Below are 14,777 nucleotides of genomic sequence, written 5' to 3'. Positions count from 1 at the left end.
GCGCGCCTCGCGGTCGAGGAAATCAATGCGAAGGGGCTCGTGATCGGCGGCAAGAAGGTCACGCTGCAGCTCGACGCACAGGACGACGCGGGCGATCCGCGCACCGCGACGCAGGTCGCGCAGCGGCTCGTCGACGACAAGGTGATCGGTGTCGTCGGCCATCACAACTCGGGCACGTCGATTCCGGCGTCGCGCGTCTATCGCGACGGCGGCGTCGTGCAGATCTCGCAGGCCGCGACCAATCCGACGTACACGCAGCAGGGCTTCAAGACGACCTATCGCGTCGTCGCGACCGACGCGCAGCAGGGGCCGGCGCTCGCGATGTATGCGGCGAAGAACATGAGCATCAGGACGGTGGCCGTGGTCGACGATGCGACCGCGTATGGGCAGGGCCTCGCGACCGAGTTCGAGAAGGCCGCGAAGGCGGCCGGCATGAAGGTGGTGTCGCGCGACGCGACCAACGACAAGGCGATCGACTTCCGCGCGATCCTCACGAAGATCAAGGGCACGAACCCGGACGCGATCATGTACGGCGGAATGGACGCGACGGGCGGCCCGCTCGCGAAGCAGGCACGCCAGCTCGGCATGCGCGCGAAGATCCTCGCCGGCGACGGCGTGTGCTCGACCGACCTGCCGAAGCTTGCGGGCCCGGCCTCCGACAACGTCGTGTGCTCCGAAGCCGGGATCGCGCTCGAGAAGATGCCCGGCGGCGCGGCGTTCGCGAAACGCTACGAGGCACGTTACCACCAGCCGATGCAGGTGTATGCGCCGTTCTCGTACGACGCCGTCCACATCATCGTCGACGCGATGAAACGCGCGAACTCCACCGATCCGGCGAAGGTGCTGGCCGCGATGCCGGCCACCGACTATCGCGGCGTGATCGGCGAAACGAGCTTCACGCCGCAGGGCGACCTGAAGCACGGCGCGATCTCGGTGTTCACGTACAAGAGCGGCAAGAAGGCGCTGCTGGATATCGTGAAGATGTGACGCGGCGGCGATATTGCGTTGATGTTGCGTCTGATGTCGCGGGGGCCGCGAAGCGGGACAGGCTTCTCGGCCCTCGCCGTTTACAGCGCGCGCACTCGCGTGCTGTCGGCGCGGCGCTCCGCGTCGTGCACGATGTGCAGCTCGCGTGCGCGGATCGGCAGCACGCAATCCGCATCGGCAAGCGTCTTGCGCACCTGGCGCGCGAGGCGCCAGCGCATCGCCCAGAACTTGTCGGTGTGCGTCCACACGCGCATGTTCGCGACCGCCGTGCTGTCGTCGAACCGCATTACCATCACGTCCGGTTCCGGCTCGCGGAGCACGTCGGGATCGGCGAGCGCCAGCTTGCGCAGCGCATCGAGCGCACGGTCGATGTCGTCGTGTACCGATACTTCCACTTCGAGATCGAGGCGGCGTGTCGGGTTGCGCGTGTAATTGCGAATCGAGCTGCCCCACAGCGCGCTGTTCGGCACGTATTCGCAGATGCCGTCCGGTTTCGTCAGCCGCGTCATGAAGAGCCCGACCTCGTCGACGGTGCCCGCGACACCCGTGCCGCCGTCGATATAGTCGCCGACCTTGAACGGCCGCAGCAGCAGGAGCATGATGCCGGCCGCGATGTTCTGCATCGTGCCTTGCAGCGCGAGCCCGATCGCGAGGCCTGCGGCGCCGAGCACCGCGACGATGCTCGCGGTCTCGATGCCGAGCTGCGACAGCGCGCCGACGATCGCGACGATGCGGATGCCCCACACGGCGACGTCGCAGAGGATCGGCCGCAGCGTGTCGTCGACGCGCTCCTTGTTCGAGAGCAGACGGTTCAGCCAGTTGCCGATGCGTTTCGACAGCCACCAGCCGACGACGAGCAACGCCAGGCCGGCGGACAGCTTGAGGGAGAGGGTGGACAACGCGTTCCACAGGAACGTCCAGCGTTCCGGATGTAGTTGATCGAGAAACATGAAGGGATTCCGGGTTGGGGGAGCAGTGCGCGATGCGACGCGAGCGTGCCGTGGTCGGGCACGCTCGCGCTCGCGCGCCGGCAGCGTTCGACTGTCCCTGCGGCGCGATGGTTCTCCCGTATGGGTGGGGTCGAATGCCGCACAGCCGTGCCGCCTGCGCGCGACATTGCGATTTCGATTTAGTACGAAACGGCTTTTCCTGTAAATAAGACGTGTCCTATTCAGCTGTTTTGATCGCGCCGATACACTCGTCTTCACGTTGCCGGGTCGCGACGATCGTTCCTCCGCGATACCCGGTTCTTTCCCGATTTTTCATTGACAGACAGCGAGTGACGACGTCATGCGGTTAGACCTGCGTTTCCGTCTCGCACGCGAACAAGGTCTACCCGCGCTCCACGGCGCTTGCGGTTTCCCGATGCGCCGCGCGCTGCTGCGCGGTGTCGTCGCGGCCGCCTGTGTGGCGGGTGCACCGGGCGCGCCGGCGCATGTGTCCAACGACACCGCGCCGTTCCCGTCTGTGACGGCCGACCTTGTCGACGTGCCCTTTTTCAATGCCGCGCGAACGACGTGGGGCGGCTTGCACGCATCGTCGGCAGCGCCGCTCGACGTAGCCTATGCGTCGCCTGCGTTGACCGTGCCGAGCGCGCATGAACGCGACGGCGCCGTTGCGCGCTTCGGTGCCTGTGTCGCCTACCGCGTGCTGTGCGATGCGGCGCGTGGTGCGGTCGAGCGCGCGTACGCGTCGAGGTTCAATTACGGTCTTGCATCGGCGTTGCCCGCGATGGGTGAACGGGTCGCGTACGAACGGCGTCCCGTCGATCTCGCCGCCACTGAACCGTTCGTGCTCGAAGAGGCCGAGCGCGGTGCGCGTAGCGGCGCGATCGTCGGCAACCTGCGGGCGTCGCTGGCGCGCGCCGATCTGCCGGCCGGCGTTGCCGCGCAGGTCATCCGCATGGTCGCCGGGCGCATCGACCTGAAACGGCACGGCGCACTCGGCGACACCTTCCGCGTCGCATATGAACCCGACGACAGCGCGTTGCAGCCGGGCGGCACGCGCGTGACGGCACTCGAACTCCGCTTCCGCGGCCAGTACGTCGCGGGCGTGTGGTTTGCGCCCGCTGACGGCGCGTCGGGGGGCTATTACGACTTCGACGGCGTGCCGCTCGCCGGTTCGCGGTTTGCGATGCCGGTCAACGCCACGCGGATCAGCTCGCATTTCGGGGCGCGCGTGCATCCGGTGACCGGCGTGCGTCATGTGCATTCCGGCGTCGATCTCGCGGCACCGGCCGGGCGCGCGGTTCATGCGTCGGAACGTGGGGTCGTGACGTTCATCGGCACCGAACCGCGCGGCTATGGCAAGTACGTGGTGATTCGCCATGACGGCGGCTATGCGTCGTACTACGCGCATCTGTCGGCGTTCGAGCCGACACTGCGAACCGGCATGCGGGTCGCGCGCGGCCAGCGTGTTGGCGCGGTCGGCAGCACCGGGACGGCCACGGGGCCGCATCTGCATTTCGAGGTGCGCAGGCATGACCGTCTCGTCGACCCGGTCGCGCTCGTACAGGCGGGCGACGCGGCGAAGCTGAAGGGCGAGCGGCGCGTGGCGTTCAACCAGGTGGCGCTCGATGCGCGCACGCAGCTCGCGTCTGCCGCCTGGCTGCAGCCAGTTGCGATGACGATGCTTTCCCCGTCGCGCGATGGTTGAGCCTGCGGACGTGAAACGTGAGAACGGGATCGTTCGGTTAGCTTACGAATCGCGAAGCCGTCGTCTTGGAGTCTGAAGGAAGTGTGTAGAAGACGAATTGACAAACGGAAGCCGGATACCCGGTTCACCCGGCCTGACGAGAGGTACCCGATCGGGGCTCGTGGCCGGCAGCGGGCATGTCGCTTTGTCGCAGGAGTCGCAATACATGCGGAGGGTCACGTGCACGTAGCGCGTCGAGACGATGGAAGAACACGATGCGGATCTGCGGATGCCGTATTCGCGCGCGATGGGGGAAGGATTGCTTGAATTGCGCCCGCGAGGCCGTGAAGGCATCGGGCGTGTGTTCCATTGCATCCGGGTGGGAGGTGAACTCGTCGTCCTGCATTCCTTCGTCAGGAAGACGCAGGAAACACCCAACGACGAGTTGCACATGTCAGGCGCTGATTTCGCAAATGAACTTTGTCGGGAGACCGCATACGCGGCCACGACCCTGGCTGTGAATCGCGCACCTCGGGAAACGGCAACCCGTCCGGTTCATCGTGTGGACACATCCTGGTCGAACACGTTGGCTGCAGAATCAGCGTGGTCCGATGGGTTGTCACGTTCGTTCACGTTGACGCCACAGGTTCGACCGGCAACCAGATCTCCAGCACGCCGGCGCCCGTCACCGGATCGTAGTCGCCGCTGTAGCGTTCGAACTCGGGTGCGTCCACCGCCTTGAATCCCGACGTCGGCAGCCAGCCGTTCCAGATGCTGTAGAAGGTCTGATGCAACGTCGAGATATGCCCGGCGTGTTCGAACACCGCGTACCGCTGTGGCGCCAGTTCGACCCAGCGAAACGGCGCGGGCAGCCGGTCGCGGCTCGCGACTTCCACGCCCGCGATGTATTCGAAGCTGCCGTCCGCATCGGGGTTGCAGCACACGCCGTACGTCACGTCGCCGACCTGGCCGGGAAGGGTACCGATGTATGGGATGAACGCTTGCCAGAGCGCCGGAATCCCTTCATTGGTGTCAAACGTATAGCGGTCGCTCATGCCCGCGATCAACCGCTTGCCGGCGGTTTCGAAGCGCGACGGCCTCACGTCGATGATCTTCAGTTCTTTCATGCGCAGCGGCTCCACAAGAGACAATCCGTCGAGGGTGCGCCGTGCCCGCACGTCCTCGGGCGTGGCGCCGAAGAGATCGCGGAAGGCGCGCGTGAACGCCTCATGGGAGCCATAGCCGGCATCGAGCGCCACGTGCAGGATGTCCGGCGCGCCTTGCGCCAGCGCACGTGCCGCGCGCGTGAGCCGCCGCGACCGCACATAGCGCATCACCGGCCAGCCGGTATTCATCGAGAACAGGCGCGAGAAGCCGAAGCGCGACATGTCGCAACCGGTGGAGATCCTGTCGAGCGTCAGTTCCCTGTCCAGTTCGGTTTCGATCAACCAGAGTGCTTTTCCTACCGGGTTCATGGCGTGCCAATGAGGGTGTCGGTCGGACTGTATGGTATCGGCGCCGGGGGCACTTGATCGTTCTTGCGGCGCGGGCGGGGAGTGCGCCGGCTGACGCACTGGAACGGATCGCCACGCCGGGCGGCGTGGCGACGGCAGGCAGGGCGGTGCTACTCAGCCCAGCGGCCAGTTCAGGAACACGATGCCGTCGTTGTAGTCGTCGTCGGCGCCGTCTTCCGAGCCGACGATCCCGAAATACGACTTCTTGAAGATATCGACCTGCCGAGAGCCGAGCCGCGACGGCTTGCCGTTCGCCATCACGATCACGCGCACGCGTCCCTTGCCGGAGTCGAGCACCTTGGTGCCGAGGTTCTGGTCCTGCGCGCCGGCACCCTTGAACGTGGCGGCCGGGTTCGGGTTGTCGTCGACGTAGATGTCGATCGTCTGGTCGTTCGCCGCGTTGGTGAGCGCGGTGACGCCGAACTTGATGTTCGGCGGCAGGTTGAACGTGCCGTCGCGCTCGCCGCCGCCGGCACCGCTGCCGCCCTCCGCACCGGTTTCGCTGCCGCCGCCGGCGGGCGACGACGATGCAGCCGTTTCCCCGATCGCGGACAGGCTCGCGTACGAGTCGATATGCATCGCGCTGCCGCGCACGCTTTTCCACTGGCCCTTCACGAACGTGACGCCGGTGCCGACGTCGATCGTCGCGACGAGCGTGAACGGCATGCGCCCGGTGCTTTCGGGCACCTTCGACGAATAGGTGAAGCACCCGTCCGCGACGACACCCTTGTTGGTCGCGATCGCGAAATAGATGCCGGGGAAGTTGTTGCCGATCGCGTACGGCGTCGGCACGTTGAGGATGACCTGCAGTTTCCCGTTTCGAATCTCTGCCTTGGCGATGTCGATGTACAGGCCCGGGATGTCGACGTAGGTCTCCGAGGTCGCCACGGGGGCACTGACGATCGAAGCCGAAAGGAGGGGCATGGATGTCTCCGTTGGTTGGGCGGGTTTTCGTGGAGTGCGGCGCGAGGTGCCGCTGAATGCGGTGCCCGACCGCCGGCCGGCCCGGAGGCGGCCGGCGGTGGTCGGTTGTCAGCCGTGCGTCAGGTCAGCCGATCGGCCACTGGAGCACGACGATGCCGTCGTTGTAGTCGCTGTCGTGGCCGTCTTCCGACACGACGATCCCGAAGTTGACCGTGTACGGCGAGCCGTCCGATTTCTTGCCGTTGATCGGCGCGAGGCGCGCGTCGGTGGCTGACGGCTTGCCGTTCACCGACACTTCGAAGCGGATCTTGCCGTTGCCGGAATTCAGCGTCGCTTCACGCGGGCCGTCGCGCGTCGTCAGCTTGTGATACGCGGCGGGTTCCTGGCTGTCGCCGATGAACAGCTTGATGTGTTGCTGCTCGGCGGCATTCGCGAAGAAAATCGCGCGGAAATCGGTATTCGGCGGAATCGAAAACTCGCCGGCGCGATTGGAAGACGTTTGAGAATCGGCCATGGTTTCCTCCTGAGGAATGATGGGTAAGGCTTGGAGCCATGTCGCACAAACGTTTGCTGTTTGAAATGCGACGCATCGAGCATGCCGAAAAATAAATCAGAAAATATTCGACGAGGAATGGCTATTGTTCAGTAAATCGAAAACCAGGGTTAATCGATTTAATGAAGCGTGTTTAATTGGTGTTATTTGAAAATATTCGGGAAACTATATCGGCGTGTATATCGCTTTTCTGAACGATGCGTGATTGCGCCGGCGGGGCAGGGGAGGCGGGGGGGCAGGTGAGGCGACAGCAAGCGGGCTTGGGCGCGGACGTTCGGTGTTCGCATTTGGCAGCGTTCGTTTCAACATCAGCATCTCGGTCATGGCCGCACCCACCGGCCACCACCGAACGCCCGCGCCGAAACCCGATCGCAACGGAAATGGGGTGCGGCAACCGGCGAAGTGGATTGACCCACTCACTCCGAACGCGAACAGGGCCCCACCGGCGCCGCACCCATGAAGCATATCGACGGGGCTGCGCGATGCCTATCGGACACGACCGATTCCGAGCGATCAAATTCGGCGCCATTTGCGCCCGGCCCGTTGACAGCCCCCGTCACCTTGTGATTTGATTCCGGCCATGCAAGCCGCCCAGCCCCTCTTCTCGCTACGACTACTAGCCCGTTTCTCCGGGCTGGGTCTGCGGCTGCGCGCTTTCCATCTGCTTCGTTCCTGAAGCGCCAGATTTCCCCCGCATCACCGACCTGGCCCCGGTTGTCGACCGGCGCCTGAGTTCGTCTTTCTTCCGAATCGTTCCGCTCCGTCCCGGTCGCTCAACCGCCAAGGCTGTCGTTCGCCGTACCGCTTTGCCGTTGTGCCGCTTTCCACCGTTTTCACCGCTGTGCGCGCAGCCTGCCACCACGACTGATGGCCATCGCGCCGCGGTTTCCCGACCAACCGACCGAGGACCGAACATCATGATGCTGAAGAACCCCGCGACGAAGTACCGACCGTTCACGCCCGTCAACCTGCCGAACCGCATGTGGCCGACGCGCACGATCACGCAAGCGCCGATCTGGATGAGCACCGACCTGCGCGACGGCAACCAGTCGCTGTTCGAGCCGATGGACGCGGCGCGCAAGATGCGGATGTTCAAGATGCTGGTCGCGATCGGCTTCAAGGAGATCGAGGTCGCGTTTCCGTCGGCGTCGGAGACCGACTTCAACTTCGTGCGCGAACTGATCGAAGGCGGCCACATTCCCGACGACGTGACGATCGAGGTGCTCACGCAGGCCCGCGACGACCTGATCGAGCGTACCTTCGACTCGCTGCGCGGCGCGAAGCGGGCGATCGTTCACCTGTACAACGCGACCGCGCCGGAATTCCGCAAGATCGTGTTCGGCCTCGACCGCGACGGCGTGAAGGCACTCGCGGTGAACGCGGCGCGCACGATCAAGCGCTTCGCCGACGCCGCGACCGACACGCATTTCACGCTGCAATACAGCCCGGAAACCTTCACGGCGACCGAGCTGGATTTCGCGAAGGAAGTCTGCGACGCCGTGTTCGACGTCTGGCAGCCGACGCCGGAGCACAAGGCGATCGTGAACCTGCCCGCCACGGTCGAAGTCGGCACGCCGAACTTCTACGCGGACCAGATCGAATGGATGCACCGCAACCTCGCGCGCCGCGATGCGCTGATCGTGTCCGTGCATCCGCACAACGACCGCGGCACCGCGGTCGCGGCGGCCGAGCTCGCGGTGATGGCCGGCGCGGACCGGATCGAGGGCTGCCTGTTCGGCAACGGCGAGCGCACCGGTAACGTCGATCTCGTCACGCTCGCGTTGAACCTCTACTCGCAGGGCGTCGATCCGGGCCTCGATTTCTCGCAGATCAACGAAGTCGCGCGCACGTCCGAGGAATGCACGCAGTTGCCGATCCATCCGCGCCATCCGTATGTCGGCGACCTCGTGTTCACCGCGTTCTCCGGCTCGCATCAGGACGCGATCAAGAAGGGCTTTGCGGTACAGAAACCCGACGCCGTATGGGAAATGCCGTACCTGCCGATCGATCCGAGCGATGTCGGCCGCACGTACGACTCGATCATTCGCGTGAACAGCCAGTCGGGCAAGGGCGGTATCGCGTACCTGCTCGAGCAGAGTTATGGCGTCGCGCTGCCGCGCCGCCTGCAGGTCGACTTCAGCGCGGCCGTGCAGCGCCTGACCGACGACAGCGGGCTCGAGGTGACGAGCGCGCAGATCTGGTCGCTGTTCCAGCAGGAATACGTGGAAGGCGATGCGCCGCTGCGTTATGTCGGCCATGAGCTGAGTGAACGCGACGGCCGCGAGACGATCGTGCTGACCGCCGACGTGCACGGCGAGCGCCGCGTGCTGCGCGGCGAAGGCAACGGCCCGCTCGACGCGCTGATGCACGCGCTGCGTACGCCGCTGCGCATCCAGCACTACGAGGAACGCGCGCTGTCGCAAGGCGCCGACGCGAAGGCTATCGCGATCGCGGAACTGGCCGGCACGGGCGTGCGCGGCAGCGCGTTCGGCGTCGGCATCGACGCGAACCTGACGACCGCGTCGATCCGCGCGGTGATCAGCGGGGTCAACCGCGCGTATGCGCGCGCGGACGAAGCGGCGCAGGCGACGTTTTTTGGCGCGCAGCAGGCGGTGAAGGCTGTCGCGTAAGCGGCGTCGTGGCGGCTGCGCCGGCGGTGCCCGGCGCGGTCGCGTCGCCGCCGCCGCGGTGGCCGCCGCGCGGCCCGGCAAGCGCATCGCGCAGTTCCGGTCAGGCACATCGAGCGCGTCGTGCGGTTCAGCAGCCGGATGCCGAGATGCGTTTCGAGCGACGCGATCGTGCGGCTGACACACGCGGTCGTGAGCTTGAGCCGCTTGCCGGTTTCGGTGAAGGTTCCCGCGTCGGCGAGCGTGACGAAAACCTGCATGCGTTGAATCAGATCCATCGGCGGAGCGCGAGTGTCGTGCGATGCCGTCACGGTAGCGGGCCACACGTTGCGCCGCGCACGCGCGGCAGCGCGCGATCGTCGCGAAACGGACAGCGCCGCTTATCGGCGCCGGAAGTATTCGCTCGGCGGCACGCCGAGCGCCTTGCGGAACATCGCCGCGAACGCGCTCGGGCTGTCGTAGCCGTGCTCGAGCGCGAGTTCGAGGATCGGCGTGCCGGCCGCGAGGCGCGGCAGGCTCAGCAGCAATCGCGCATGGCGGCACCATGCGCCGTGCGTCATGCCCGTCTCGCGCTTGAACGTGCGTGCGAGCGTGCGCTCGTTCATGTGCGCATCGCGCGCCCACGACTGCAGCGTGACGGCCACCGACGGGTCGCTGATCAGCCGCGTGCACAGCGCGGCGAGTGCCGGATGGCGTGGCATCGGCACATGCAGCGACAGCAGCGGCGCGATTTCGATTTCGTCGAGGATCAGCGCGAGCACGCGTCCCGCGCGATGCGAAAGGTCGTAGTCGGCTGGCAGTTCGCACGCGGTCACGATCAGTTCGCGCAGCAACGTGCCGACCTCGATCACGCGGCACTCGGCCGGCAGGCTCGGCCGCACTTCGCGCGCGACGAACACCGAGCGCATCTGCACGTCGCCGGCCATCCGGATCTCGTGCTGCGTGCCCGCCGGCACCCACACCGCGCGCCCGGTCGGCACGACCCAGCTGCCGGCATCCGCATGCACCAGCATCACGCCGGAGATCGCGTGAATCAGCTGGCCGTGCCGGTGCGAATGCGGCGGATACAAGACGCCGGACGCCGCGTCGGACACGGCGACCGCGATCTGCTTGTGCTTGTCCTTGCGCTCGAGCGCGCTGAAAAATGGGTCCACTTGTCCTTTTCTCGACGACGAATGCGCTTTGCGCGCGAGATCGACTGAATGTGCCGAAATTACCATAGGCCCATCGTTTGTTCGACTGCCACCGCACGATGCGCGCCTCCTTCCTTGCTTCGCTTTCCTTCGATTTACCCTTTGCCGCCTCGTCTTGCGCGCCGCGCATTGCCGCCACGCTGCTGAGCGCGGCAATGCTTGGCGCATGCTCCGTCGGCGAGCCGTATCGTCCGCCGTCGATCGATGCGGCACATCGCGCGCCGTTCGATGCCGCCGTCGATGCACCCGTCGCGTCGAGCGGCGCGTTGCCCGATCGCTGGTGGCAGCTGTTCGACGATCCGGCGCTGGACGCACTCGTGCGCGAAGCGCTCGCGCAAAACCGCGATCTCGCGGTGGCCGCGGCACGCGTCGCGCGTGCGCGCGCCGTGCTCGACGAAGCGGGTGCCGCGCGATTGCCCGATACGACGGCCAGCTTCGGCGTCGACTACGGCAAGCACGCGCCCGACCAGATCGTCGCGAGCGCGAACGGCACCGATGCGCGTACGCGCCGGGGATTCGCGCCGTCGTTCGCGTTGTCGTGGGAAGTCGATCTGTGGGGGCGTGTCGGCCATCTCGTCGATGCCGCGCGCGCCGATTCGGAGGCCGTGCAGGCGGCATCGGATGCGATGCGCGTCGCGGTGGCCGCCGAGACGACGGCCGCCTACGCGCAGGCGTGCGCGCACGGCGAGCGGATCGACGTGGCCGAGCGTTCGGTCGCGATCGCCGACCGCCTCGCCGCGCTGACCGCACGGCAGCGCACGCATGGTCTCGTGTCCGATCTGGAAGTCGCGCGGTCGCGCGCGTTCGCCGACGATACGCGTGCCGAACTGCCGGCGCTGACTGGCGCGCGCCGCGCCGCGTTGTATGAGCTGGCGGTGCTGACCGGGCACGCGCCCGGCGCGATTCCCGATGCGGCCGCGCGCTGCCATGCGACGCCGGCGCTGGCGCGGCCGTTTCCGGTCGGCGATGGTGCCGCGCTGCTCCGGCGCCGGCCCGACCTGCGCGAAAGCGAGCGCCGGCTCGCCGCGTCGACCGCGCGGATCGGTGCCGCCACGGCCGAGCTGTATCCGTCGATCGTGCTCGGCGGGTCGGTGAACTGGCTGTCGACGACCGGCGATCCGTCGTCGCTCGGCGACAAGTACGCGATCGCGTGGGGCGTCGGGCCGCTGATTACCTGGCGCTTTCCGAATCTCGCGGCGAGCCGCGCGCAGCTCGCGCAGGCACGCGCAGACGATGCCGCCGCACGCGCGTCGTTCGACGCGCAGGTGCTGCGCGCGCTGAAGGAAACCGAACAGGCGCTCGCGCGATATGGCGCCGAGTGGCGCCGCAAGGCCGCGCTCGAAACCGCGCGCGCCGAACACGCGCGCGCTTTCCGGCTCGCGGAACTGAACTACGACGCGGGCGCGCTGGATTTTCTCGGCGTGCTCGACGCTCAGCGCAGCCTTGTCGCGGTCGATGCGGCACTGGCCGCGTCGACGCAGCAGGTCGCGCTCGATCAGGTTGCCGTCTTCAAGGCACTGGGGGGCGGCTGGCAGCGTCAGGGCCAGCGCAAGCCCGTTATTGACGTGAACGGGCCCTGACCGGCCGTTCGTGAATCCGCACGCACTCAACCCTTCCGATTCCGATCATGAGCACCACAGCCGTACCCGAGAAATCCGCCCGTTTCGCGCGGCGCCACTGGATCGCCGCCGGCGCCTTCATCACCGTCATCGTGCTGGCCGGGTTCGGCTGGCGCTGGTGGACGGTCGGCCGCTTCATCGAACACACCGACGATGCATACGTGCGCGCCGACATCGTGACCGTCAGCCCGCGGGTGGCCGGTTATGTCGCAAGCGTGGCCGTCGACGACAACCAGCCCGTGAAGCGCGGCGACGTGCTCGTCACGCTCGACGATCGCGACTATCGCGCGAAGCTCGACGACGCGCAGGCGGCCGTTGCCGCCGCCGATGCGACGTTGCAGGCCGAGGAAGCCGCGGCCGCGACGCTCGACGCGCAGGTCGGCCAGCAGCGCAGCGTGATCGAGCAGGCGCAGGCCGCCGCGGCCGCCGCGCGTGCCGAGGCGACCCGACGCGACGCGGATGCGGCGCGCTACAAGCAGTTGCTCGCCGAATCGGCCGCCAGCGGGCAGCGCTGGGAACAGGCGCACGCCGATGCGCTGAAGGCGCACGCGGAACTGGCGCGCGCCGGCGCGGCCGTGCGCGCACAGGACGACCAGCAGACGGTGTTGCGCCGGCGCCGTGCGCAAAGCGCGGCCGCGATCGAGCAGGCGCGTGCGCGGCTCGCGGCGTCGCGCGCGAAGCTCGCGCTGGCGCAACTCGATCTCGAGCACACGGTGATCCGCGCGACACGCGACGGCACGATCGGCCAGCGGGCGGTGCGCGCGGGCCAGTACGTCGAGGCCGGAATGCCGTTGCTCGCGGTCGTGCCGCTGCGCGACGTGTACGTCGTCGCGAACTTCAAGGAGACGCAGCTCGGCGCGATGCACGACGGGCAGCCGGTCGAGATCGACGTCGATACCTACTCGGGCCGCACGCTGCACGGCCGCGTGCTGGGGCTCGCCCCGGGCTCGGGTGCCGAATTTGCGCTGCTGCCGCCCGACAACGCGACCGGCAACTTCACGAAGATCGTGCAGCGCGTACCCGTGAAGATCCGCCTCGATGCGCCGCCGCCAGGCCTCGTGCTGAGGCCCGGCATGTCGGTGATCGCGCGCGTCGATACGCGCGGCGCACCGGGAGCCGGATCGTGACGGCCGCGGCATCGCGGGCCGCGCAGGTCGCGCACGACGAAACCGTCTCGCTGCGCGCGTGGGTCGCGGTGCTCGGCGGTGTGTTCGGCTGCTTCATGGCGGGGATGAACGTGCACGTGACGAACGCGTCGCTGCCCGACATCCGCGGGTCGCTGGGCGCGAGCTTCGAGGAAGGCTCGTGGATCTCGACCGCGTACCTGGTTGCCGAGATCGTCGTGATTCCGCTCACCGGCTGGCTCGTGCAGGTGTTCTCCGCGCGCCGCGTGCTGCTCGTCGGCGCAACGGGGTTCCTCGCGTTCTCGATCGCGTGCTCGGTCGCGCCGACCATTTCGACGATGATCGTCGCGCGCGCGCTGCAGGGCGCGTTCGGCGGCGTGCTGATTCCGCTGTCGTTCCAGCTGATCGTCACCGAGCTGCCACCGTCGAAGCATCCGCTCGGGATGGCGCTGTTCGCGGTCGCGAACAACGTCGCGCAGGCGGCCGGGCCGTCGCTCGGCGGCTGGCTCACCGACATGTACTCGTGGCGCTGGATCTTCTATCTGCAGATTCCGCCCGCGATCGCGCTGATCGCGGCGATCGCGTGGGCGATCCGCCCGGTGCCCGTGCAGCTGTCGAAGCTGCGGCAGGCCGACTGGTTCGGGATCGCGACGATGGCGATCGGCTTGAGCGCGCTGCAGATCGTGCTGGAAGAGGGCGGGCGCAAGGACTGGTTCGCGTCCGACCTGATCGTCGAGCTGTCGATCGTCGCGGTGGCGGGGCTCGTCGCGTTCGTCGCGATCGAGCTGCGGCGCGAGGCGCCGTTCATCAACCTGCGGCTGCTCGGCCGCTACAACTTCGGGATCGCGAGCCTGATGCAGTTCCTGTTCGGCGCGGTGGTGTTCGGCGTCGTGTTTCTCGTGCCGAACTACTTCGCAGAGCTGCACGGCTACAGCGCGCGCGACATCGGCCTCGCGATGATCCCATACGGGCTCGTGCAGTTCGTGATGTCGTTCCTGACGCCGCCGCTGATGCGCCGCACGAGCCCGCGCGCGACGATCGTGCTCGGCTTCGCGCTCGTCGCGGCCGGTTGCCTGATGAACATCCACCTGACCGCCGACGCCGCGTCGAACGTGATCGTGCCGTCGCTCGTCGTGCGCGGGATCGGGCAGTCGCTCGTCGTGATCGCGCTGTCGGTGATGGCCGTCGACGGAATCGAGAAGGCGCAGCTCGGTTCGGCGTCCGGTGTGTTCAACATGGTGCGCAACGTCGGCGGTGCGATCGGCATCGCGGTGGCGAGCCAGATCGTCGTCGAGCGGCAGAAGCTGCATGCGATGCGGATCGGCGAGGCCGTGACGCCGTTCTCGGAAGCGTTTCAGGAGCGGATGGCGATGCTGGTGCGGTTGCTGTCGCGCGTGCATGTGCCGCGTGCCGATGCGTTGCCGGGTTCGGCGACCGGCGGCGTGCACGAGCTGGCGCTCGCGCTCGTGAACCAGCGCGTGATGCGCGAGGCGCTGTTGATGGCGTACGGCGATACGTTCCTGATCGCGGGTGTTGCGATGGCGGGATGTACGGCGGCGGCGTTCCTGTTGAAGGGGAAAAGGTAAGCGTGATGGGGACGGA

The 14,777-nt window shown here is 67.2% G+C and carries 12 protein-coding genes and 1 pseudogene; 7 read left to right on the top strand and 6 right to left on the bottom strand.

Annotated elements, in window-relative coordinates:
• Nucleotides 1-987: branched-chain amino acid ABC transporter substrate-binding protein (locus L810_RS22520; protein ID WP_042975689.1), on the top strand; the 987-nt coding region annotated here is incomplete at its 5' end.
• Nucleotides 988-1,067: 80 nt separating this feature from the next.
• Here L810_RS22520 and L810_RS22515 read toward each other — a convergent pair.
• The gene (locus L810_RS22515; protein WP_021160618.1) at nucleotides 1,068-1,937 is read right to left on the bottom strand and encodes a mechanosensitive ion channel family protein; all 870 of its coding nucleotides are present in this window, start codon (nucleotides 1,935-1,937) and stop codon (nucleotides 1,068-1,070) included.
• A gap of 340 nt (nucleotides 1,938-2,277) precedes the next feature.
• Between L810_RS22515 and L810_RS22510 the strand changes: the two genes are divergently transcribed.
• Both L810_RS22510 and L810_RS49785 read left to right on the top strand, forming a co-directional pair.
• A complete protein-coding gene (locus L810_RS22510) occupies nucleotides 2,278-3,642 on the top strand; it encodes a M23 family metallopeptidase (RefSeq protein WP_021160617.1) in 1,365 nt (454 codons plus the stop codon).
• A 241-nt stretch (nucleotides 3,643-3,883) separates the two neighbouring features.
• The gene (locus L810_RS49785; RefSeq protein ID WP_081712892.1) at nucleotides 3,884-4,363 is read left to right on the top strand and encodes a type II toxin-antitoxin system RelE/ParE family toxin; all 480 of its coding nucleotides are present in this window, start codon (nucleotides 3,884-3,886) and stop codon (nucleotides 4,361-4,363) included.
• Here the strand turns inward: L810_RS49785 and L810_RS22505 are convergent.
• The 3 genes from L810_RS22505 to L810_RS22495 all read right to left on the bottom strand — a co-directional run bounded on the left by L810_RS22505 (nucleotide 4,251) and on the right by L810_RS22495 (nucleotide 6,573).
• Nucleotides 4,251-5,096, bottom strand: coding sequence for an AraC family transcriptional regulator (locus L810_RS22505; RefSeq protein WP_021160615.1), 846 nt, complete (start codon nucleotides 5,094-5,096; stop codon nucleotides 4,251-4,253). The two genes, L810_RS49785 and L810_RS22505, sit on opposite strands and share 113 nt — an antisense overlap.
• A 153-nt stretch (nucleotides 5,097-5,249) precedes the next feature.
• The gene (locus L810_RS22500) at nucleotides 5,250-6,059 is read right to left on the bottom strand and encodes a fucose-binding lectin II (RefSeq protein WP_021160614.1); all 810 of its coding nucleotides are present in this window, start codon (nucleotides 6,057-6,059) and stop codon (nucleotides 5,250-5,252) included.
• A 124-nt stretch (nucleotides 6,060-6,183) separates the two neighbouring features.
• Complete coding sequence (locus L810_RS22495) at nucleotides 6,184-6,573, bottom strand: fucose-binding lectin II (RefSeq protein WP_021160613.1); 390 nt, start codon at nucleotides 6,571-6,573, stop codon at nucleotides 6,184-6,186.
• Between the two features lie 959 nt (nucleotides 6,574-7,532).
• On the opposite strand from L810_RS22495, the gene leuA reads away from it, so the two are divergent.
• On the top strand, nucleotides 7,533-9,242 hold the full coding sequence (gene leuA, locus L810_RS22490; RefSeq protein ID WP_042975707.1) for a 2-isopropylmalate synthase: 1,710 nt from the start codon (nucleotides 7,533-7,535) through the stop codon (nucleotides 9,240-9,242).
• A 104-nt stretch (nucleotides 9,243-9,346) separates the two neighbouring features.
• Here the strand turns inward: leuA and L810_RS45520 are convergent.
• Together L810_RS45520 and L810_RS22485 are read right to left on the bottom strand one after the other, a co-directional pair.
• A pseudogene (locus L810_RS45520) lies at nucleotides 9,347-9,499 on the bottom strand (LysR family transcriptional regulator); the annotation flags it as partial.
• Between the two features lie 120 nt (nucleotides 9,500-9,619).
• Nucleotides 9,620-10,393, bottom strand: coding sequence for an AraC family transcriptional regulator (locus L810_RS22485; RefSeq protein ID WP_042975686.1), 774 nt, complete (start codon nucleotides 10,391-10,393; stop codon nucleotides 9,620-9,622).
• Nucleotides 10,394-10,587: 194 nt separating this feature from the next.
• Here L810_RS22485 and L810_RS22480 point away from each other — a divergent pair, with 194 nt between their 5' ends.
• Genes L810_RS22480 through L810_RS22470 form a run of 3 tightly spaced genes read left to right on the top strand, consistent with a single transcriptional unit; the run spans nucleotide 10,588 to nucleotide 14,761 of the window.
• A complete protein-coding gene (locus L810_RS22480) occupies nucleotides 10,588-12,012 on the top strand; it encodes an efflux transporter outer membrane subunit (RefSeq protein ID WP_155836339.1) in 1,425 nt (474 codons plus the stop codon).
• A gap of 47 nt (nucleotides 12,013-12,059) precedes the next feature.
• Nucleotides 12,060-13,178, top strand: a complete 1,119-nt coding sequence (locus L810_RS22475; protein WP_042975684.1) for an HlyD family secretion protein — start codon at nucleotides 12,060-12,062, stop codon at nucleotides 13,176-13,178.
• On the top strand, nucleotides 13,175-14,761 hold the full coding sequence (locus L810_RS22470; protein ID WP_021160610.1) for a DHA2 family efflux MFS transporter permease subunit: 1,587 nt from the start codon (nucleotides 13,175-13,177) through the stop codon (nucleotides 14,759-14,761). The genes L810_RS22475 and L810_RS22470 overlap by 4 nt, the downstream gene beginning before the upstream one ends.
• The last annotated feature ends 16 nt before the right edge of the window (nucleotides 14,762-14,777 follow it).

The sequence above is a fragment of the Burkholderia sp. AU4i genome (assembly GCF_000466765.1).
GTDB classification, from domain to species: Bacteria; Pseudomonadota; Gammaproteobacteria; order Burkholderiales; family Burkholderiaceae; genus Burkholderia; species Burkholderia cepacia.
Note: the sequence above shows the minus strand (reverse complement) of the source record. Positions and strands in the feature narration are given on the sequence as shown.